General features: G+C 68.0%; 20 protein-coding genes. 9 read left to right on the plus strand and 11 right to left on the minus strand.

Annotation, left to right across the window (positions count from 1 at the left end; all coding sequences use genetic code 11):
* Nucleotides 1–1,212, minus strand: coding sequence for an FAD-dependent monooxygenase (locus tag ETD83_RS14685; RefSeq protein WP_138645676.1), 1,212 nt, complete (start codon nucleotides 1,210–1,212; stop codon nucleotides 1–3).
* 172 nt (nucleotides 1,213–1,384) lie between these two features.
* On the opposite strand from ETD83_RS14685, the gene ETD83_RS14690 reads away from it, so the two are divergent.
* Complete coding sequence (locus tag ETD83_RS14690; RefSeq protein ID WP_205717672.1) at nucleotides 1,385–2,134, plus strand: IclR family transcriptional regulator; 750 nt, start codon at nucleotides 1,385–1,387, stop codon at nucleotides 2,132–2,134.
* A 387-nt stretch (nucleotides 2,135–2,521) separates the two neighbouring features.
* On the opposite strand, the gene ETD83_RS14695 is transcribed toward ETD83_RS14690, so the two are convergent.
* The 3 genes from ETD83_RS14695 to ETD83_RS14700 all read right to left on the minus strand — a co-directional run bounded on the left by ETD83_RS14695 (nucleotide 2,522) and on the right by ETD83_RS14700 (nucleotide 4,392).
* The gene (locus ETD83_RS14695; protein WP_138645678.1) at nucleotides 2,522–3,025 is read right to left on the minus strand and encodes a VOC family protein; all 504 of its coding nucleotides are present in this window, start codon (nucleotides 3,023–3,025) and stop codon (nucleotides 2,522–2,524) included.
* A gap of 113 nt (nucleotides 3,026–3,138) precedes the next feature.
* Nucleotides 3,139–3,261: a hypothetical protein gene (locus ETD83_RS45305; RefSeq protein ID WP_268920453.1), complete on the minus strand. Its 123-nt coding sequence runs from the start codon at nucleotides 3,259–3,261 to the stop codon at nucleotides 3,139–3,141.
* 132 nt (nucleotides 3,262–3,393) lie between these two features.
* Nucleotides 3,394–4,392, minus strand: a complete 999-nt coding sequence (locus ETD83_RS14700) for a helix-turn-helix transcriptional regulator (RefSeq protein WP_138645679.1) — start codon at nucleotides 4,390–4,392, stop codon at nucleotides 3,394–3,396.
* A gap of 136 nt (nucleotides 4,393–4,528) precedes the next feature.
* Between ETD83_RS14700 and ETD83_RS14705 the strand changes: the two genes are divergently transcribed.
* The 3 genes from ETD83_RS14705 (at nucleotide 4,529) to ETD83_RS14715 (ending at nucleotide 6,077) form a co-directional block, all read left to right on the plus strand.
* A complete protein-coding gene (locus ETD83_RS14705) occupies nucleotides 4,529–4,951 on the plus strand; it encodes a VOC family protein (RefSeq protein ID WP_138645680.1) in 423 nt (140 codons plus the stop codon).
* Between the two features lie 189 nt (nucleotides 4,952–5,140).
* Entirely contained in the window at nucleotides 5,141–5,455 is a 315-nt protein-coding gene (locus tag ETD83_RS14710) for a DNA glycosylase AlkZ-like family protein (RefSeq protein ID WP_138645681.1), read from the plus strand.
* A gap of 292 nt (nucleotides 5,456–5,747) precedes the next feature.
* Nucleotides 5,748–6,077 carry a hypothetical protein gene (locus tag ETD83_RS14715; protein WP_138645682.1) on the plus strand — a complete coding sequence of 110 codons (330 nt, stop codon included), beginning with the start codon at nucleotides 5,748–5,750 and terminating at the stop codon, nucleotides 6,075–6,077.
* Nucleotides 6,078–6,922: 845 nt separating this feature from the next.
* On the opposite strand, the gene ETD83_RS42500 is transcribed toward ETD83_RS14715, so the two are convergent.
* From ETD83_RS42500 to ETD83_RS14730, 4 genes are all read right to left on the minus strand, one after another.
* Nucleotides 6,923–7,099: a hypothetical protein gene (locus ETD83_RS42500; protein WP_171064208.1), complete on the minus strand. Its 177-nt coding sequence runs from the start codon at nucleotides 7,097–7,099 to the stop codon at nucleotides 6,923–6,925.
* 98 nt (nucleotides 7,100–7,197) lie between these two features.
* Nucleotides 7,198–8,232: a hypothetical protein gene (locus ETD83_RS14720; RefSeq protein WP_138645683.1), complete on the minus strand. Its 1,035-nt coding sequence runs from the start codon at nucleotides 8,230–8,232 to the stop codon at nucleotides 7,198–7,200.
* A gap of 81 nt (nucleotides 8,233–8,313) precedes the next feature.
* The gene (locus ETD83_RS14725) at nucleotides 8,314–9,339 is read right to left on the minus strand and encodes a CU044_5270 family protein (protein ID WP_138645684.1); all 1,026 of its coding nucleotides are present in this window, start codon (nucleotides 9,337–9,339) and stop codon (nucleotides 8,314–8,316) included.
* A complete protein-coding gene (locus ETD83_RS14730) occupies nucleotides 9,332–9,919 on the minus strand; it encodes an RNA polymerase sigma factor (RefSeq protein ID WP_138645685.1) in 588 nt (195 codons plus the stop codon). Before ETD83_RS14730 ends, ETD83_RS14725 begins: the two co-directional genes overlap by 8 nt.
* Nucleotides 9,920–10,144: 225 nt before the next feature.
* On the opposite strand from ETD83_RS14730, the gene ETD83_RS14735 reads away from it, so the two are divergent.
* Nucleotides 10,145–10,555 (plus strand): helix-turn-helix domain-containing protein, encoded by a 411-nt coding sequence (locus ETD83_RS14735; protein WP_171064209.1) that lies wholly within the window; start codon nucleotides 10,145–10,147, stop codon nucleotides 10,553–10,555.
* Here ETD83_RS14735 and ETD83_RS14740 read toward each other — a convergent pair.
* From ETD83_RS14740 to ETD83_RS14755, 3 genes are all read right to left on the minus strand, one after another.
* Nucleotides 10,522–10,722 carry a hypothetical protein gene (locus tag ETD83_RS14740; RefSeq protein ID WP_138645687.1) on the minus strand — a complete coding sequence of 67 codons (201 nt, stop codon included), beginning with the start codon at nucleotides 10,720–10,722 and terminating at the stop codon, nucleotides 10,522–10,524. The genes ETD83_RS14735 and ETD83_RS14740 overlap by 34 nt on opposite strands.
* Before the next feature lie 802 nt (nucleotides 10,723–11,524).
* Nucleotides 11,525–12,271, minus strand: coding sequence for a hypothetical protein (locus ETD83_RS14750; RefSeq protein WP_138645688.1), 747 nt, complete (start codon nucleotides 12,269–12,271; stop codon nucleotides 11,525–11,527).
* Between the two features lie 156 nt (nucleotides 12,272–12,427).
* Nucleotides 12,428–13,555, minus strand: a complete 1,128-nt coding sequence (locus tag ETD83_RS14755) for a hypothetical protein (protein ID WP_138645689.1) — start codon at nucleotides 13,553–13,555, stop codon at nucleotides 12,428–12,430.
* A gap of 404 nt (nucleotides 13,556–13,959) precedes the next feature.
* Between ETD83_RS14755 and ETD83_RS14760 the strand changes: the two genes are divergently transcribed.
* From ETD83_RS14760 to ETD83_RS14775, 4 genes are all read left to right on the plus strand, one after another.
* Nucleotides 13,960–14,703 (plus strand): three-helix bundle dimerization domain-containing protein, encoded by a 744-nt coding sequence (locus tag ETD83_RS14760; protein WP_138645690.1) that lies wholly within the window; start codon nucleotides 13,960–13,962, stop codon nucleotides 14,701–14,703.
* A 125-nt stretch (nucleotides 14,704–14,828) separates the two neighbouring features.
* Nucleotides 14,829–15,533 (plus strand): cation diffusion facilitator family transporter, encoded by a 705-nt coding sequence (locus tag ETD83_RS14765; RefSeq protein WP_230420912.1) that lies wholly within the window; start codon nucleotides 14,829–14,831, stop codon nucleotides 15,531–15,533.
* A 408-nt stretch (nucleotides 15,534–15,941) separates the two neighbouring features.
* Nucleotides 15,942–16,580, plus strand: coding sequence for a hypothetical protein (locus ETD83_RS14770; protein ID WP_138645691.1), 639 nt, complete (start codon nucleotides 15,942–15,944; stop codon nucleotides 16,578–16,580).
* A 297-nt stretch (nucleotides 16,581–16,877) separates the two neighbouring features.
* Nucleotides 16,878–17,794 (plus strand): PLP-dependent cysteine synthase family protein (locus ETD83_RS14775; RefSeq protein WP_329602799.1); only part of this gene is annotated, 917 nt, incomplete at its 3' end.

The raw sequence follows: 17,794 nt of genomic DNA on the forward strand, positions 1-17,794 counted from the left end.
TCAGCCCGCGGCGGTCTCGGCGGCCATCGCCACATCGGGGTCGTACTCGTAGATCCAGCCGTTGGCGACCAGCGGATCGTTCTCGGTGAACGACGCGTCACGGGCACGCTGTTCGGGCCCGTCGGGAAGGTGGTTGATGTCCGACCGCGCATGGCTCACCGCTTGCAGCCGGGTCGTGCGCGGAAGACGCAGGGCCTCGTAACGGCGCAGCGCCCGGGCGGGGTCGGCGGGCTCTTCGGCGAGGCAGCGGGACAGGACCGCGGCGTCCTCGATCGCCTGCGCGGCTCCTTGCGCGAAGAACGGGAACATGGGGTGCGCGGCGTCCCCGAGCAGCGTCACCGGCCCGCGGCTCCACCGGGGAAGCGGCGCGCGGTCCAGCAGGGCCCATCGACCTGGTGTCTCCGCGGCGCGGATGAGGTCGACGAGCCTCGGGTCCCATCCGTCGAATTCGAGGAGGAACTCCTCGATCGTCGCCTGCGCCGTCCACGACTCCACCAGGTCCTCACCCGCCGGGGCGAAGGCCACCAGGTTCACGAACCTTCCCGCGGAGATGGGGTAGTGCACCAGGTGATGGTTTGGACCGATCCACAAGGTCTGCGCGTGCCGCCGGGCGAACGACGGCGCGCGATCGCCCGGGACCAGGGCACGGAACGCGCACAGGCCCGAGAAGGCGGCCGGCCGCGGTTCGGCGATGGCGCCTCGCACCACCGAGTGGACGCCGTCCGCCCCGATGACGATGTCCGCCTCGACGACCTCTCCGTCAGCGAACCGCAGCGACGGGCGTTCGCCCCCCAGGTCGAGCGTGGTGCAGCGGTTGCCGAGCCGGACCGTCTCCTCCGGTACGGCGCTCCTGATGACCTCCAGCAGTTCGGCGCGATGCACCGTGTAGGTGTGCTCGCCGTAGAGCCGCTCGCAGCCGGTCGCGAGGTCTTCGGCGGACAGGACCGTCCCGTCCTGCCAGCGGCGGAACTCCCACCCGACGTCCAACCGGACGGCGCCGCGCAGCAAGGCCTCCATGACGCCGAGCCGGCGCAGGAGCCGGGCGGCGTTGGGGGCCACCACCAGCCCGGCGCCGACCTCCTTCAGCGCCGGCGCCTGCTCGTACACCATGCTGCGAAGACCCGCTCGACGAAGGAAGGCGGCGGCCGCGAGGCCACCGATCCCGCCGCCGAGGATCGCGATCTCCGGTGTCTCGATGTTCGACCCGAGCATCTCAGTCTTCGACCCCGCAGCCCGTTTTCCCGCATCCACATTGACAGCGCCATGCTGCATGGTCAGCCGGGCGGAAGGCGCGCTGATGGTCATCCTATGAACATCGTCGGCTACCATCGCGCCAGATGAAAGGGGGCCCGGAATGCCTCGGACCAGCGAGCCCGGCAGGAGCGTGAGTTCACGACTCCTGGAGGTCCTGTTCGCGTTCCAGCCCGATCAGAGCACTCTCAGCCTCGCCGAACTGGTGCGCAAGACGGGCCTGCCGCACGCGACCGTCCGCCGACTGGCGATGGAGCTCACCGACGTCGGCGCGTTGAACCGGCAGCACGACGGCCGCTTCACAATCGGCCTGCGGCTGTGGCAACTCGGCACGCTGGCCCCGCTCACCGAGTCGCTGCGCTCCAAGGCCCAGCCCTTCATGGAAGATCTCTACACGGCACTCCACCAGCACGTGCAACTGGCGGTCCTGGAGGGAACCGAGGCCGTCATCATCGAAAGGCTGTCCGCCCCGCAGGCGCAGCACCTCGTCTCCCATGTAGGAGGCCGGCTTCCACTGCACTGCTCGGGCGTGGGAAAGGTGCTCCTCGCCCACGGCGGCGCCGACCAGATCGATAAGGTCCTGTCCGGCAAGCTGCACCGGTATACGCCCCAGACCACCACCGACCCGACCGTCCTCAGAAGCGAGCTCGCCGAATGCCGCCGCACCGGCTACGCGACCGTCCGGAGCGAACTCACCGACGGCGCCGACTCGATCGCCACTCGAATCGTGGACGTTGAAGGCCGCGTCGTGGCGGCGATGTCCGTCGTGGTGCGCAGCGGTTCAGTACAACACCAAGCGGTGCTTCCGTCGCTGATCGCAGGTGGCCTCGGCGTCTCCCGCATGCTCGGCTGGCGCCCCGGCATCAAGATCCGCGACACGTGAATCCGCGTCCCTCACCCAGCTCAGACCAAGCGCTCGAAGGGTGTTTAGTCCACGCTGCCGACGGCGAGCGTGAGCGGCTGCCGCCGACGCCGGCCTCGCCAGCGCGGTCCGCGGCGAGACCGTGCTCACGATCGAGTCGCCGAGGCTCGTCGACACCGCATTGACCGGCAAGCGGGGAGTCCAGCACCCGACCTGGCTCCTGGTGACCCTGCAGGTCGAGGTACTGCCCGTGCACCAGCTCGGTGGCATCGCATCGATCACCCTAAGACGACCGTCGACCGCGGCCGCAGCGTCGACCGCCGACGCGGCCAGGCGCGCGTCGACCAACGATGACCACAAGCGATCGCTCGAGCCCGTCGATCCTTGCGCAGTCAGAGCGGTGAGCCATCAGTGTCGCCGAGGTGCGGGCAGAGCAGGTCCCAGGCTTGACTGGACATAGGTCATGGCCTTGGCGTACTTGGGGTCTTGTGCCCGTGCCGCGATCTGTTCGGGGGTCAGTTCGGCAAGGCGCTGTTGAATCCACCAGATGTTGCCCAGCGGGTCGCGCACACGTCCGACCTTGTCACCCCAGAGCAACTCGGTCGTCTCTGTCACCACGGTGGCGCCGGCCTTCACGGCGCGGTGGACGACTGCGTCGGCATCGTCGACGTAAAGGCGAAGCAGACCTGGGGTCTCGATGGCGAAGGGCGAGTCGAACATCATCACGATGGAGTCGCCGATGCGCGCCTCGGCGTGGCCGATCACACCGTCGCCCACCTCCAGGCGGCTGAGCTCTTCGGCGTCGAAGGCCTCGGTGATGAAGTCGATGAGCGCTGCGGTGTCCTTGGTGACGATCCACGGAGTGACCGTGGTGTAGCCCTCGGGGGTCGGCGTGGGACGCGATGTCGTCATGAGGCTCGTCCTTCACGGTGAGAGGTGGTCAGACAGGTGATTCCACTATACCAGAACGGAATGATCTGTTCCAATTGACTCACCCTTTTCGCCGTCGTCGGTGTCGGCATGGTTCACCCGGTTCGACGCGAACGGCTGATTCCCAGGTCCTTGGCGAGCTGGACGAGGGACTTGTCACCCTGGCGCGCCAGCTCGACGGCACAGCGGCGGAACTCGGGCGGGTGTGGTGAGGGCATGGCGGCCATCCTTCCTGATGATCAAGGGTGACCTCAGGTCAGGTGTCCGGAGAACAGGGGAAGCTCAGACAAGTTGTGCACCTGGCAGATGCCGGCCAGCGCGCCGGGCCCCGCGCCGAGAGCCACGGACCGTCACGTGTCGGGTCCGCCCAGCCGGTCAGGTTCGGTGGCCGTCGCCGCGGCGGCGTAGCGGCGGGCGAGTGTGGCGCAGGCTTCGTGGAAGGCCGGCGGGCCGATGACGTGCAGGTCCGCGTCGAAACGGCCAAAGGTGGCGGCAAGGGCGGTCCAGGACCAGGATCCTGTGATGACGCGGCATCGCGTGGGGCCGAGCGTTTCCACGATGGCGTCGGCGAGGTGGGGCGTGACTTCTGCGGCGGGGAGGTCGAGTATGGCCTCGCCTTGGCAGGGCCAGGCCGCATCGGTGCCGTCAGAGCCCCGGAACCGGCTGGTGATGAACGTGGAGACGTCCCCGCCCGGCACCTGGCGCGCGGTGAAGCGTGGACCGGTGGGCGTGCGTGGGGTCATGCGGTCGGTGCGGAAGGTGCGCCAGTCGTCGCGGTCGAGGTCCCAGGCCAGCAGGTACCAGTGGGTGCGCCAGGCCACGAGGTGATGGGGCTCTACCCGGCGTCGCTGAGGTGCGGCCTCTGGGTGTGGGGTGTAGTCGAGGCGGATTTCTTCGCGGCGCTGGATCGCGGCGCTCACGGCGGTGAGCGGGTCCAGCGCGTGGGGTGGTGGGATGCCGGGATCGTGTGGGCGGACAGGGGTGACGTGGAGTGCGTCTATGCGCTGCCGTAGGCGTGGAGGAAGGACGCTGCGGATCGTCGTGAGCGCCCGGTCGGCGTCCTCCGCGATCGCTGGGTGGGCGGTGCTCTGCAGCGCCACGGCCAGAGCGATGACCTGTCCGTCATCGAAGAGCAGCGGTGGCATCTGTGATCCGGGACGCAGGCGGTACCCGCCGCCCGGTCCCTTGTCCGTGGCGACCGGGTAGCCCAGCGCGCGAAGACGGTCGATGTCACGGCGCACGGTGCGCACGGTGACCATCAGCCGCTCGGCCAGGGCGTCTCCGCTCCACTCCCGTCGTGCCTGGAGCAGGGAGAGCAGGGCCAGGAGACGCGAGGACGTTTTCTGCATGCCTCCATGATGCGGCAAGTACAGGACACAACCTGTCCTGTATGGGCGCCATACTCAACCACGGACGCCAAATCAGGGCATTTCGCCCGTTATCCGCGTGTGCCTCATCCAGCGCATGTCCCGATAGGAGCAGACCATGTCCGTCACCACCACCACGCATCTGAACTTCCGCGGCTCGGCCCGCGAGGCGCTGGCCTTCTACCAGTCGGTCTTCGGCGGGCACACCGTCGCGGTGACCTACAAGGACGCCGGCAACGTCCAGGACGAGAACGAGGCGGACTGGGTGATGTGGGGCCAGGTCGTCGCCGACAACGGCTTCCACGTCATGGCTTACGACGTGCCCTCGGCGATGCCGTACGAGCAGGGCGCCAACTCGTTCTTCGTGTCCGTGCGCGGCGAGGACACCGAGGAGATCAGCGCACTGTGGCAGCGTCTGGCCGACGGCGCGAACGTGCTGCGCCCGCTGGAGCCCGCGGCGTGGGCTCCGCTGTACGGCATGCTCACCGACCGTTTCGGTGTGACCTGGGTCCTCGACGTGACAGCCCCCTACAACGGCTGACCCGCCCCGGGGCGGGCGCCCTGCGACAGCCGCCCGCCCCGCTCGTTCTCGGCATCAGCACGCCGGCGGCAGTCGGCACACATGGGGAGTGGATCGCGTTATGCGCATGCATCTCATACCAACCCCCGGCCCTCACCGCCACCGACCTGCGGCGTTGCCCCAGCTCCGATCGCGCCGCAGCGTGAGGCCATGAACGTCCTGACCCAGCGCGACCTCAACCGGGCCACACTCGCCCGCCAGCACCTCCTCGAACGTGAGGACTGTGCCCCCCTCGACGCCGTGTCCCACCTGGCCGGCCTTCAGGCCCAGGCCCCTCAGGAACCCTTCACCAGCCTGTGGTCGCGCGTCAGGACGTTCGCACCCACCGACCTGGACGACCTGGTCACCGGCCGCCGAGTCGTTCGCTGGGCTACAGGCGATCAGGCAACCGCCGTCCGTCGCCGAAGCCGTCACCCGGTTCGACGAAGGCGCTCCGCTGGGTGCGGACTCCATCAATCCGGCTGATGGCGGCACATTATGCGCCGACCGGAAAGTGGTGGGGCGCGCCTAGCGGTGCATGGCCAGGCCATGTGCTGTCGGGGCGTGTCGCCCCTCGGACACATCACGACAAAGAGGAACATGTGGACATCTGTACCACTTCGCGTTTCTGGGGCGAGGAAGCACCCCGTTCGGCCGCCTGCGCTGGCGACGCGAGCACCGCGGCTGGTCCTGGGTGGTCCGTTCTCACCAGCCTGCATAGGGAACCGCCGTCCCCAGCCCACGGGCAGGCCCGCGTATCACGGACCTGGCCACTGCCATGGCTACGGCAGACGTTCAGGAGCAAGAAGGCGGGGATGGCGACAAGCCGACCCGGCCGGGGCACCTGGTGGTCCAGGTGCACAACGAGGACATCGGCGGCCCGCCTTTCACCGTCGACGGCGGACCAGGCGAGAAGCTGTCCAAGATCATCGAGGCCGTCTACCTCAAGTTGGGCCTTGAGCCGAAGCCCACCGACCGGCTGACCTGCCTCGCCACCGGTGAGGACGTCCGCCAGTACGGCGACATGCATCTGCGCGATTACGCCTCGGGCAAGTGCAGCGCGCTCGTCTGGACGTTCGCCCGCGACACGGGCGGTGCCCGTGCCTGACCCGGCTCCGGTCGACCCTGAGGTTGCGGCCGCGTTGCTGCGGTCGCACCTCGAGGACTTCTTCAACAAACTCCCCGCGCGTCCACGGCGCGCCCGGCTGGGCCTACACGATCACCGAAGACCCGCTGATCGCGATCGTCCAGATGCCCGCTCGCACGCGAGACGCAGGTGGGCCCGACATCTACACGCTGCGCTTGGACGGTGCCTGCTACGACACGTGGCCGGTCGCGGCGACCTTCGTCCAACACCAGGATGGCGGGTGGCGCCGCGCCCGCTTCGGCAGCCGGGCCTTTCCGCTGCTGCGCGGGTCGCCGGGGGCGCCCGCGGGTGACGGCGTCGGGTTCGCGTTCGCGCTGCTGCGCGGTCGCCGGGGGCGCCCGCGGGTGACGGCGTCGGGTTCGCGTTCGCGTTGCACGATGACTACAAGTTCCCGGACGGGTCCTGGGACCAGCTGATCTGCTTCTCTTACAACCTCGGGTACTACACCTCCAACCACACCCCGGAGAAGGACCAGGAGTGGCGGCCCGGCACGGACCGGGTCGATGCGACCCTGAGCCGGATCCACACTGCCCTCACCAGCCCGGCCTACGCTGGGCCCTTCGAGCGGGGCGGTCGCGGCATGACCGTCGAGGCCCGTATCCCCGAGACCCTCTGGCAGGCCGTCCTCAACCTGTTCGCCCAGCACGATCCGGGAGTCGAGCGGGTCGCCTACCTAATTAGTGCCGTCGATCACTGCCACCCCGTCGGGGCCAAACGAGCCCAAACCCCCGAACGTCCTCTGGGGTACAGACAAAAGTCGGTACCCCACAGTGACGGAACAAACCCCGGAGCATCAAGCTCCGGGGTCAGGATCTTGCAGCAGGCGGCGATGGGCGGGCCGCTGGCGGCCACCAGCCCGGGTCCGGGCGGGCGGCCGGTGCGGTCGCGTCGCACAGCGCCATGTCGACGGCGTCCAGCACCAGCCGGGTCTGCTTGGTGGTCGCCGCCGCCCAGCCGACGATGGCGCGGGAGAACCACGCCACGCAAGTCGCAACCAGCCTGTGACCTGCGGACTCAGGGTGGAATTGCCTCACTCGAGGGTGCGGCCGTTGCGTGAATCTCCTCGACCACGAAACATTGTTCAGCGATGGCGTGCGATCAAGGGGTAGGCGTCATTTCCTACATATCTGGAGCCGACGGCCCACAACCCGCTGCCTGGAATGCCCGCCAATCCGTAGAAGCTACCTTGGGCGATTCGCGGTACCGGCGCTTTGGTCCACCGGCGTCCGGTCCAATGCAGCGCGTACGGCGTGCCGCCGGTCGTGTAACCGGACGCCCACAGGTGTCCGCCCGCCTTGACCACGTCGGTGAGCTGGGCTCCTTCGTCGGGCACCGGTGTACGAGCCCAGCCGTGGCCGTTCCAGTGCAGAGCCATCGGCCGGCGGCCGCCGGGGCCGTTGCCGTTGGCCCAGGTGTACCCGACAGCCCAGACATCGGATCCGCTCAGCGCCAGCACCTTTTGCAGCGATGTCTCCCATCCGGGGTTACTCGGCGCGACGATCCACCGTTTCCAGGTGCGACCGTTCCAGCGAAGGATGATCGCCTGGGTAAGGTTGTCCACCGCGTCGTCTCCGGCGATCCACACATCGTGCCGAGCACTGGCTCCGACGGTGGTGAGCGACCCGGCGCCCAGTTCGGGAATGTGAAGGAGTTGCCACTTCTTTCCGTTCCACCGCTGGACGAATCCTTGCCACGGGTTGACGCCGCCTGCGTCTTTTTGTACGTTGCCGGCCAGCCAGGCGTCCCGGGGGTTGATGGCTTTGACGGAAATGGCGGAAGGAAACTGCCCGCCGATGGAACTTCTCGGATCGACGTAGGCGTACTTCGTCCAGCGACGGCCGGACCAATGCAGGGTCGCCTTATCGCCGGCCGCCCACACGTCCTTCGCCGAAGCGGCACTGACGTCGTTGACGCCCCCGACGTGCGGCACCCGCACCTGCCGCCATGCCCGGCCGTTCCAATGAAACGCCGTGGACCCCATTGCCCAGGCATCGTTGCGCCCGGGTGCGGCGACGCGGGTCAAAGACGCCTGCTCCTGCTTCCCGGTAGGCCGAAAGATCTCCCACTCCGGCGGCGGGCCCGCGGACGCCTTGAGCGGCACCGCGAGTACGCTCACCGCTATCGCCGTGAGGCCGGCGAGGCCTAGCGATCGAGAGTGATGCACGTGTCCTCCTGAGTTGATGAACGCGACGTTTGGTCAGGGCCGCTGGCCTGGGCGGTCGGTAATCGCGGTCCGCAGCACGGCGGTCGATTCCAGTACCGTTCCGGGTTTCAGGCCCAGGCTTGTCTGGTCGTTGGGCGCGACGAGGACTTGCCGTTCGCCGAGGAAGGCGAAGGTTCGCGGGTCGAAGATCAGCTCGTTGCGGATGCCGTCGTGGGTGAGGGCGGCGGCCACACCCGGCCGCCCGGCGGCATCCATCGCGTGCGGCACGAAGGCGATGCCCGGTATCCGCGTCGCGGCCTTGAACATCGCCGCGCGCGCCTTGGACGGCAGCATCGAGGTGCGCAGCAGGTCGCCGACCGTGATGAACGCTTGCACGTCGGGTGGGTTGTTGCCGTGGCTGTTGCGGTAGAGGTATTCGCGCATGTGTCCGGGGTCTGTCGGCAGCGTCGCACGGTAAGCCGGGCGCGGTGGGCAGTCCTGCGTGAACGTCCGGGCCGGCGAAGGCGGACGCGCGATCCACGGGTCATGAACCACGGTGTCCCGAGGTTTCGTCGACGTGCAGTCCGCTCGTGTCCAGGCCTCAAGCGCCGTGCCTCTGCCGATGACCGACCGGGACAACCCGTCGTGCGTGCCGTCCACCGACAGCCAGGTACGGGTATGCGAGCGAGGGAACCGGTTCATCACCTTTCCGCCGGAGACGGATGTCACCTGCTGGACTTCCCGCGTCTCCAGGAACACGTACTGATCCCCGCGCGGCGGTGGCTGCGCCGGCGTTGCCGCGGCAGCGTGGTCGAGCACTTCGACGGCCTCGGCCTGGGCCGGTGGCGGGTTGCCGCCGATCTCGGACGTGGGCGCCATGACGAGCACCACGGCCGCCCCGGCGGCGAGTGCCGCGGTCGCACCCCCGGCGATCATGACCCGCCGGCGGCCGAATCGACGGCGTGCGAGCGCCTCCTGTTCGATCACCTCACGCAACCGTCGCCGCTGCCGCGCCGACCTCGCCTCGGCCCCATGATCGAGCCGGTCACCGAAGTCTCGAAGCATCTTCAGCTCATCCATGTCGTTCCTCCACCAGATCGAGGTCACCGAGAAACTCGCGCACGCGGCGACGAGCCCGGTTAAGGCGGGACCCAACGGTGCCCACCGAAATATCCAGGGCCTGGGCGACCTCGGCATAGGTGAGATCGCCCCACGCGACCAGCAGCAGCACGTCCCGGTCACGCCGGGCGAGTTCGCCCAGTGCGCGCGCCAGCAACGAACCCGCCGCCTTGGCCGTCACCTCTGCGGCCACCCGATCGGCCGGGCCCGCAACGTCACGCTCGGCGGGACTACGCTCCAGCGCCCGGTACCGCGCGGCCTCGGTCCGCCGGTGCCGCGCGATCAATTTCGTGACGATGCCGAACAACCAAGGCCGGGCATCGTCGTAGCTCAGGTCGTAGTGCTGCCGCCGCGAGAACGCGACGAGGAACGTCTCGCCCACGACGTCTTCAGCCGCCTCGACACCCAGCCGCCTTACCGCGTACCGGCTGAGCACCTTGAAATAGCGATCGAACAGCTCACCGAAGACCTCGGGCCGGCTCAACGACTCGGCGATCAGTTCCGAATCCTGACGCGGCCCGGTCGCGGACTCCGCCGTCATCCCGGACACCACGACCGGACAACCCTGATCATGAGGGACACCTTCCGCCAGAAAACAGGTCACCTATGTCTCGCCACAAGCCGCAAATCGCCTTCACGCTCGCGACGCCTCCCAGCGGACTTCCGCGACAAGTGGAAACGGTGGGCCCGCCACCCCAGGCCCCCAAGCCCGCTCGCGGCGAGCAGTGGGTCTCGCGTCAACCAACGAGCAGTAAGTCAAGACCTGATGACTTCCGAGCGGCCAATTTCGATCACGAACGTCCAGGCAAGACTCGGGCGTGGTGAGCCCTGCCCAATCGAGGGCCATCGCGACCGGATCGGATCGCGCCGCCGAGCGCTGTCATCCGGCAGCCAGGCGCTGCCGGTGCTGGTGCACCTGCGCTGCAACGAGACCTTCGCCCACCTGGCCGCCGCGTTCGGCATCGGCATCGCGACCGCGCACCGCTACCTCACCCAGGCCATCGCCCTGCTGGCCGATCTGGCACCGGACCTGCGGGCGGCGATGCGGATCGCGCAGCGCAAGGCGTATGTCATCCTGGGCGGCACCCAGGCGCCGATCGACCGGTTATCGGGGGCCAACGACCGGTTGTACTACAGCGGCAATCACCACCGGCACGGCGTGAACACCAGTTCCTGACCGGCCCAGAACCCGCCGTCGCCGCCGACCACTTCCGGCACCCACAGCACGGGTGTGTCCCCCACTAGGGCGTGCGGTGAGCAGCAGATGCCGCGTGCCGGCGTGGGGCTCGGTGCGTGCTGGTTGACGAGGGGCCCGCGTGTGCGCAGGCCGATGCTCTCCTTCATCGGGGCTCTCCAAGGCATGGCTGAACAGCGCATGGCTGAACAGCGTGTGTCGTGCAGGACGGATCAGGAACGCGGCCGTGCCGCGGCCGGCAGGCCGTGGCCGTTCTCAGGTCCGTGTCACGCACACTGCGAGATGGAGCCGACAGGAGTGCCATCGAGGCGGTGGACCTCGTTCACCACCGGATCGTGTCGACGGCGTGAAGAGCGTCACCGGCGCCGACCAGGACGCCCAACTCACCAACGTCACTGACACCGGCAGTGGAGCATCGATCGTTTGAGCGGCCGCACCGGCCGGAGTCGCCATGCTGTGGCACTCAGCGCCGTGATGGTCGTCGTGGTCGTGATGGTCGTGGTGATCATGGCCCGCGCCATGGGACGCGTCATGGCGCGAGCCGTGGCCCGCCTCGCCGTGCTGGGCGGCTCCGCCCTTGCAGCTGGTTGTGCGGACCGGCCCAGGCGCCCGGCTCACCTTCGGCCGGTCTCCGAACCTGAGTTCGGGAGCGAAACCGGACGCAGAGAGGAGCGCGGTGTGACCTCCCGCGTGCGGGGTCGTCGACGAGTGAGCGTTCGGCATGCACAGCAGCACATGGACGACGAAGAGCAAGCCGAGCAAGGAGAGCCAGAACAGGCCCACACGTCTCGCACCCGACTGACTACTCTCCGTCACAGGAGGAAGATACACGTCCGGCTGCGGTTCCCGGACGCGTCAGACGAGTCCTCAAGCAGGTCAGTGCCAGGTGCCCGGTGGTGGATCGCTCCTCACCGCCCCCGCCCCGCCGGGCCAGCGGGTCCTGTTCGACGGCTAAGTCGCCGCGCGTACGGTGGGGAGGCTCTGGGTCAACGTGCGAGCGTAGGCGATGAGGAGTTCTCCGGTCTTTTCGGTCAGGTCCAGGGTCGCGAGTATTTCTGCTTCCGCGGCCTTCTCATCGTCGTCGCTGAGCTCGCCGTCGTTGAGTTGGCGTTCAAGCTCGGTGAATCTCTGCATGGCGGCCAGTTGGGTTTCCACTGCGCTGGACGCCTCGCGGATCGCGTCGATGGTTTCGTTCGCGACGCCTCGCACGGTTAGAGCCTCGGTGAGTTGTGCGGTCGACGGCAACAGGGGCATTCGGTGTTCCTGCCACACGGCGCCCCAGAGCCGGCATCGCCGTGGTTCCGGCCAAACGTCCTCGACCAGCATAGGTTCCCCGCCCGGGCCCGGTTTTACTGCCAACCCCACGCCTTGAATACGCTGCTTTGCCCGCCCCTGGGCGGTGACCATGACGGTCACGACCGCCGCGTCCGCCCACCAGGCCACAAGACCACACAGCGCCTCGCGATGTTGGCGAGCGGCGGCTTCGGCAAGCCTCAGCCGCAACGAGAGGTGTGTTTGCCGTGGTCTGGGGGTGGCGGATGTCGACGCGGGGTGCTCGACTGCCTGGCGCTCCAGCAGACTCTCCACCTCGTCATCCAACCGGTCGGCGAGTGACACCACTGCCGCGCAGTCGGACCGGAGTGATTCGACCGCAATTTCGAGGTCCGCGAGAACCTGATCCAAGTGTTCGTCGCTCATCTCGCATGCGGAACCGGGCGAGAGATCAGACACCATAGGAACACCTCTACGAGATTGACACGAACAGCGAATATCTGAGGCTGAGTTCAGGCGGCGAAATCACTCGGAGGGCAAGATCGCAGTTCCCGAAGCCGGGCCGAGGACGGCCGGCGTCGGCTAGAGCACCCGGCTGCGGTGCGCCTTGGCTTCCGCGCGAAGTTCCTCGATGAAGGCGGCTGCCGACCTTTCGTAGGCCTCCTCGACGTTCTCGCCGATCTCCTCCTCTGCGGTATCGGCGCACTCCTGGTAAAGCAGCCGGCATCCGTGAATGCCCAGGAGCAGATCTTCCAATAGATCCCGTGCGGGACGCGACGGATCGAGAGGGGTGGTGCGGACCTCGTCGCGCAGCGCCTCATTCGCATGGGAGGAACTGCCCAGCTCGTGGGTGAGTTCGTTGATCTCGTCGATTTGTTCGAGGAGCGCGTCCAGATCGGGGACTCTTCCCTCGGCCGCGGCCATGGCGCCGCGGACCAACGCGGTGACCGTGGTGTAGGGGCTCAGCCCGGCCGACATCATTTCCAGCACGGTGGTCGGCGTGCGATGTGGAAGCGCCTCGATGTTGTCGGCCTCCATCACGACCACCGCAGGGACCAAACCTGACCGACGGGCGGTGACGTCGGCGGCGGCCTGAAGCCAATGCGCTGCCGCCACTCCCGCAGCGACCGGGTCGACCTCGATGAACAGCGCTTCGCCGTTGAGAGGGTTCTGCTGCAGCAACCTGTCGGCGGCTTCTACCTGGACAGGGGACGCGCCCTCGCGGCTGAGCAGAACCGCCTGGCGAGCCCGGCCGGTCAGATCACCGAGTTCTGCGCGTTCGAGCGCGTCCAGCTCAGACTGGACCTCGTTGACGATGGTGTCGCGCAGAGCAGCGTCATCGATGGCATGCAGGGCCCGGCCGACACAGTGCGCGGCCTCCTCTGTGTGGACATAAGACTGGATCATCGTCCCGGCGTGAGGCAGGTTCGGATTGATCAGCGCATCAGCGGCCTTGGAAAGCGCGTCCCGATCCCCCTGACGGCGCCAACCTTCGCTATTGATCTCCAGGCTGTCGGCAGCAGAGGCCGGATGGGTGTAGGTCCGCCACGCTGCAGCTGAGAAGTCGGTCAGCGCCTGGGTAAGGCGTTGAATCCGGACGTCATCAATCTCAGGGGACAGTTCAGCGACCACGGTGGCGACGTCGCCCAGCCCGGTGCCCCAGGTCACGATCAAGGTGCGCTGCGCCATGTCGTAGGCGTATCGGCTCATGTACCGCCAACCCTCTGCCTGGTTTGCCAGGCATTCACGATGCCAGCCCGCGGACGGCACCGCAGGCACTTCGTCCGTGACTCCCGCCTTTTGGTCCCGATTCCGGCCTTGCTGTGAATCCGGACGGCTCCTGTGGGTCCATTGCTGGGAGGGATAGATGATGCGGTGATCTTCGAGGATTCAGCGCGATCCCGGCCGACCGCGGACCCACTCCGAGCGTTGCGAGATCGATCTGACGGAACGTTCCAGATCTTTGGGAGTCGTCCGGAGGCAACAATCCATAACGATTGAGAAGCATGGGGTGCCAAACCGGCAAGCGGCAGGTTGACGATGGGGATATGGACGGCAGAGGCCAGGCCGCGGGCACGGGCACGGGCCAGGGCACGTCGTTGGCAGTCCGCGTGATGACCGAACTCACCCGATGGCCGGGACTGCGGCCATGTGTCGCCGAGTGCGGAAACGGCCCCGCGTTGGCATTGGGCTCTCTCCAGATCGTGCATCTGGTCGCGGCGCACGAGGTGGAGTTGCGGCTGGGCGCGCCGGCCGTCCGGCGGCTGTCCCCGGCGCTCAAAGACTCAGGCCGGCTCCTCGCGCTGTCCATGGCCGAGCCGGACGCCCACCGCCGCGCTCAGGCGAATGAGCCCGGCATCCAGGCAGAGGGGAGCCCGGAGGACGAAGGATGGGTCCGGATCCGGATGGACGGTGACAGTGATGTGACGGCGATTCTGGCGCTGGCCAGCGTCGCGATCGCGGCCAACGCTCCCGGGACGGCCAGCCGCAGCCATAGCGCCTGCGCGTGCCCCAGAGCCCGGCGATTGCGCATCCTAAGCGCCACCGCTCCGAGGCCGGGCGTCTCGGCTCCTGCAGTCGCGCGGTCGGGGCCGGTGCTGGCCAAAACCGGCAAACCGGATCCGCCATTGGGCGTCAACGGGCGTGGGAAGAATCCCTATATGGACGTTGCAGCACGTGAGAAGGCGGCCATGGGCGAGGTCACCGCTCGCCTGCTCCAGACCTACGGCCCGCAGCACAGTACCCAAGAGGTCACCGAAACCGTCAGCGCGGTGCATCACCGCTTCGATGGCCGCCCCATCCGCGCCTTCGTCCCGATCCTTGTGGAACGTTACGTTCGCCAACGGCTGTCCGAGTGAGCCACCTGAGCTGGCTCGATTCGTCACGGTCCCGGTTCGGTTGATGGGGAGGCCGGCTGGGCGGGTTGTTGTCCGCTGGAGTGACGGCGGGCGCCGGTCAGCGCCGGGTGTTTCCGGGAGTGGCGGTGAGCAGCAGCGGCACGGCCAAGAAGGCGATGGATCTCGCGGGGATCGTCATCGTGCCGGTGATCGGCGTTTCTGCGGTCGCGACCGGATGGGCGGCCATCGATCGGCCGCTGCACCCTCAGCCGGTTTCGCATCTGGTGGTGGTCGCGGCCGCGGGGCTGGCGGGGTTCGCGGGCAATGAACTGGTGGCCCGCTACCGGATCCGGGTCGGCCGCAAGATCGGGTCGGCGGCGCTGGTCGCCGACGGGTTGCACGCCAGGACCGACGGATTCACGTCCTTGGCGGTGCTGGTCGGCGCGGGCGGCGCCGCGGTGGGCTGGGGATGGGCCGACCCGGTGATCGGCCTGCTGATCGCCCTGGCCATCCTGGGCGTGCTGGGTCAGGCGGCCCGGCAGATCTACCACCGACTGATGGACGCGGTCGATCCCGCCGTGACCGCCCAAGCGCAGGACTCGTTGGACGCGGTTCCCGGCGTCCTGGACGTGGGACGGGTCCGGCTGCGCTGGGTGGGGCACCAGTTGGAGGCCGACTGCCAGATCGTGGTGGACGACACCTTGTCGGTGGTCGCCGCGCACCGGGTCGCCGTCGCCGCCGAACATGCCCTCCTGCACGCGCTGCCCCGGCTGGTCACCGCCGTGGTCCACACCGACCCGCGGCAGGCGGACGGCATCGACCACCACGCCCTGCTCGCTGGACACCGCTGACCACCCGCCGGGTGACCGACCCAGGCCCATGTGACCATCACCAGAAGAGGGCGGCCGCCAGGCCCAGCAATGCGCAGACGCCAAGGGTCCGCAAGACGCTCCAACGGAGCCCGAAGATGATGACGAAGGCGACCACAGTGATGGCCAAGGCGGTGGGACGCCATGGTGTCGCCGGCGGCCGTGCTTGGGGATCGGCGAGCTATTAGCGGCCAGACGGAATTTTGCAGCAATACCCTGCTCAGCCAATGGCGTCCCCGCACTGGCGATGTCACCGGACGCCACAATAGATGATCATGAGATTCTCATTGAGAATTTCAGCCAGGGGTCGTCAGGCCCCACGGGGCGATGGGTGATTACCTTTATTTAACAGGAGCGTTCAATACGGTGTGAAATAGCGATCACACCTGGTTGCCGCCCGCTGACCATGTGATACCGCAATGGATTTTCAATACCGGTGCGCAATCACAGGGTGTTGCTGTAGGTTCTGATCTCGTGATTACGCCTGTTGCGTGGAACCGACGCTCGACAGATTCCTGTCTGAGCCTTGTCGGGCTGCTTCTCGGCGTGATTATCGTGCTGTACGTCGCAGTGTGCGCCCCTGGTCTGCACGAAGCGGGCGAGCATTCGCATGGCAGCACGATCCATATGGCCCATAGCGCCACGCATACCTCACCGGCGCATGCCAGGGAGTCCGCAGGTCTCGCCGCGCCGGACGGGACACCGCAGAAGTATCGCGATCACCTCCGCGAGACAGGCCCCTGGCCTGCATTGGAACATCATGCGGGCTGCGGCGACTGGGCAGCGGGCTCGGTTCGCGCGGCCCCGCTCGCACCGCCCGCGCTCGTCCTGATCGGGATGGTGCCACCTGGGCTCACTGGCAACGGACCGCTCCATACCAAGGATCTTGGTCGCAGCCGGCGACCTGCCCGCGCCGACGTCTCCGGATCGGGACGCGCCCGGCTACTTTCGCTCGGCTGCGTGCTGCGCCTCTTCATACCCGCCATTGCGGACGGCGCTGTCTTACAGCACGGCATCCTCGCTGAATGACGCGTTCGTCATCGCCGTCGAGGCTCTGCCACCAGGGGGCAGCTACCAATAGGGCCATGCTCGCCGTTAGCGCGAGTGGCCCATTGCGTCCAGTGCGCACGGATTCCGAATCAGCTTGTCACTGATGCCATTCGCGCTGCCTGACGGCGGCCGGAAGGGACAACCATGACGACCGCTCCCATGGTCATGGATGGAACAGCAACGCACGCGCCGCCGTCTCAGCGGACGATCAACGGAACGGAACGTGATTCACTTTCGCGTCTGGTCGGCAATACTCCCCTGCTGTGGGTACCGGATGTGCTCACCGGATCGGAACGCGGATTCTGGGCGAAGCTGGAAGGCGCGAACCCGGGCGGGATCAAAGACCGGCCGGCCCTGTTCATGGTCGCCAAGGCCCGGCAGCGCGGGCTGCTGCGTCCCGGCAAGCCGATCATCGAGTCGACCAGCGGCACCCTCGGCCTCGGCCTGGCGCTGGCCGGGCTGATGTACGGGCACCCGGTCACGCTGGTCACCGATCCGGGGATGGAACCGCTGATGGGCAACCTGCTGCGCGCCTACGGCGCACGCGTCGAGGTGGTGCCCGAACCGCACCCGGAGGGCGGGTGGCAGGAGGCGCGCCGGGCCCGCGTCGAAGAGCTCATGGCGGACGCGCCCGGAGCCTGGTGCCCCGACCAGTACAACAACCCCGACAACGTCGAGGCCTACAAGGGGCTGGCCGTGGAACTGGCCGGGCAGCTCGACCACGTCGACGTCCTGGTGTGCAGCGTCGGCACCGGCGGCCACAGCGCCGGGATCAGCCGCGTCCTGCGGGCCGTGTTCCCCGACCTGCGGCTGGTGGGCGTCGACACCGTCGGATCGACCATCTTCGGTCAGGCCGCCGAGCCCCGGCTGATGCGCGGGCTGGGCAGCAGCATCTACCCCCGCAACGTCGACTACGCGGCCTTCGACGAGGTCCACTGGGTCGCCGCCCACGAGGCGGTGTGGACCTGCCGCCGCCTTGCCGCCACGCGCTACGCCACCGGCGGCTGGAGCGTGGGCGCCGTCGCCCTGGTCGCCTCATGGCTGGCCCGCACCCGGCCGCGGGGCACCCGGATCGTGACGGTCTTCCCCGACGGGCCCCACCGCTACTGGCACACCGTCTTCGATGACGCCTACTGCCGCAAGCACGACCTGCTCGACCGGCCGCCCGCCCCCAGCCCCGAGCTGATCACAGA

The organism is Actinomadura soli, assembly GCF_005889715.1.
Lineage (GTDB): Bacteria > Actinomycetota > Actinomycetes > Streptosporangiales > Streptosporangiaceae > Spirillospora > Spirillospora soli.

Coding starts and splice junctions, on each gene's coding strand:
- ETD83_RS14685 (WP_138645676.1), bottom strand. CDS start 1,212: ATGCTCGGGTCGAACATCGAGACACCGGAGATCGCGATCCTCGGCGGC.
- ETD83_RS14695 (WP_138645678.1), bottom strand. CDS start 3,025: ATGACGACATCGCGTCCCACGCCGACCCCCGAGGGCTACACCACGGTC.
- ETD83_RS45305 (WP_268920453.1), bottom strand. CDS start 3,261: ATGCCCTCACCACACCCGCCCGAGTTCCGCCGCTGTGCCGTCGAGCTG.
- ETD83_RS14700 (WP_138645679.1), bottom strand. CDS start 4,392: ATGCAGAAAACGTCCTCGCGTCTCCTGGCCCTGCTCTCCCTGCTCCAG.
- ETD83_RS14705 (WP_138645680.1), top strand. CDS start 4,529: ATGTCCGTCACCACCACCACGCATCTGAACTTCCGCGGCTCGGCCCGC.
- ETD83_RS14710 (WP_138645681.1), top strand. CDS start 5,141: ATGAACGTCCTGACCCAGCGCGACCTCAACCGGGCCACACTCGCCCGC.
- ETD83_RS14715 (WP_138645682.1), top strand. CDS start 5,748: ATGGCTACGGCAGACGTTCAGGAGCAAGAAGGCGGGGATGGCGACAAG.
- ETD83_RS14725 (WP_138645684.1), bottom strand. CDS start 9,339: ATGGATGAGCTGAAGATGCTTCGAGACTTCGGTGACCGGCTCGATCAT.
- ETD83_RS14730 (WP_138645685.1), bottom strand. CDS start 9,919: ATGACGGCGGAGTCCGCGACCGGGCCGCGTCAGGATTCGGAACTGATC.
- ETD83_RS14735 (WP_171064209.1), top strand. CDS start 10,145: ATGACTTCCGAGCGGCCAATTTCGATCACGAACGTCCAGGCAAGACTC.
- ETD83_RS14740 (WP_138645687.1), bottom strand. CDS start 10,722: ATGAAGGAGAGCATCGGCCTGCGCACACGCGGGCCCCTCGTCAACCAG.
- ETD83_RS14750 (WP_138645688.1), bottom strand. CDS start 12,271: ATGAGCGACGAACACTTGGATCAGGTTCTCGCGGACCTCGAAATTGCG.
- ETD83_RS14755 (WP_138645689.1), bottom strand. CDS start 13,555: ATGAGCCGATACGCCTACGACATGGCGCAGCGCACCTTGATCGTGACC.
- ETD83_RS14760 (WP_138645690.1), top strand. CDS start 13,960: ATGACCGAACTCACCCGATGGCCGGGACTGCGGCCATGTGTCGCCGAG.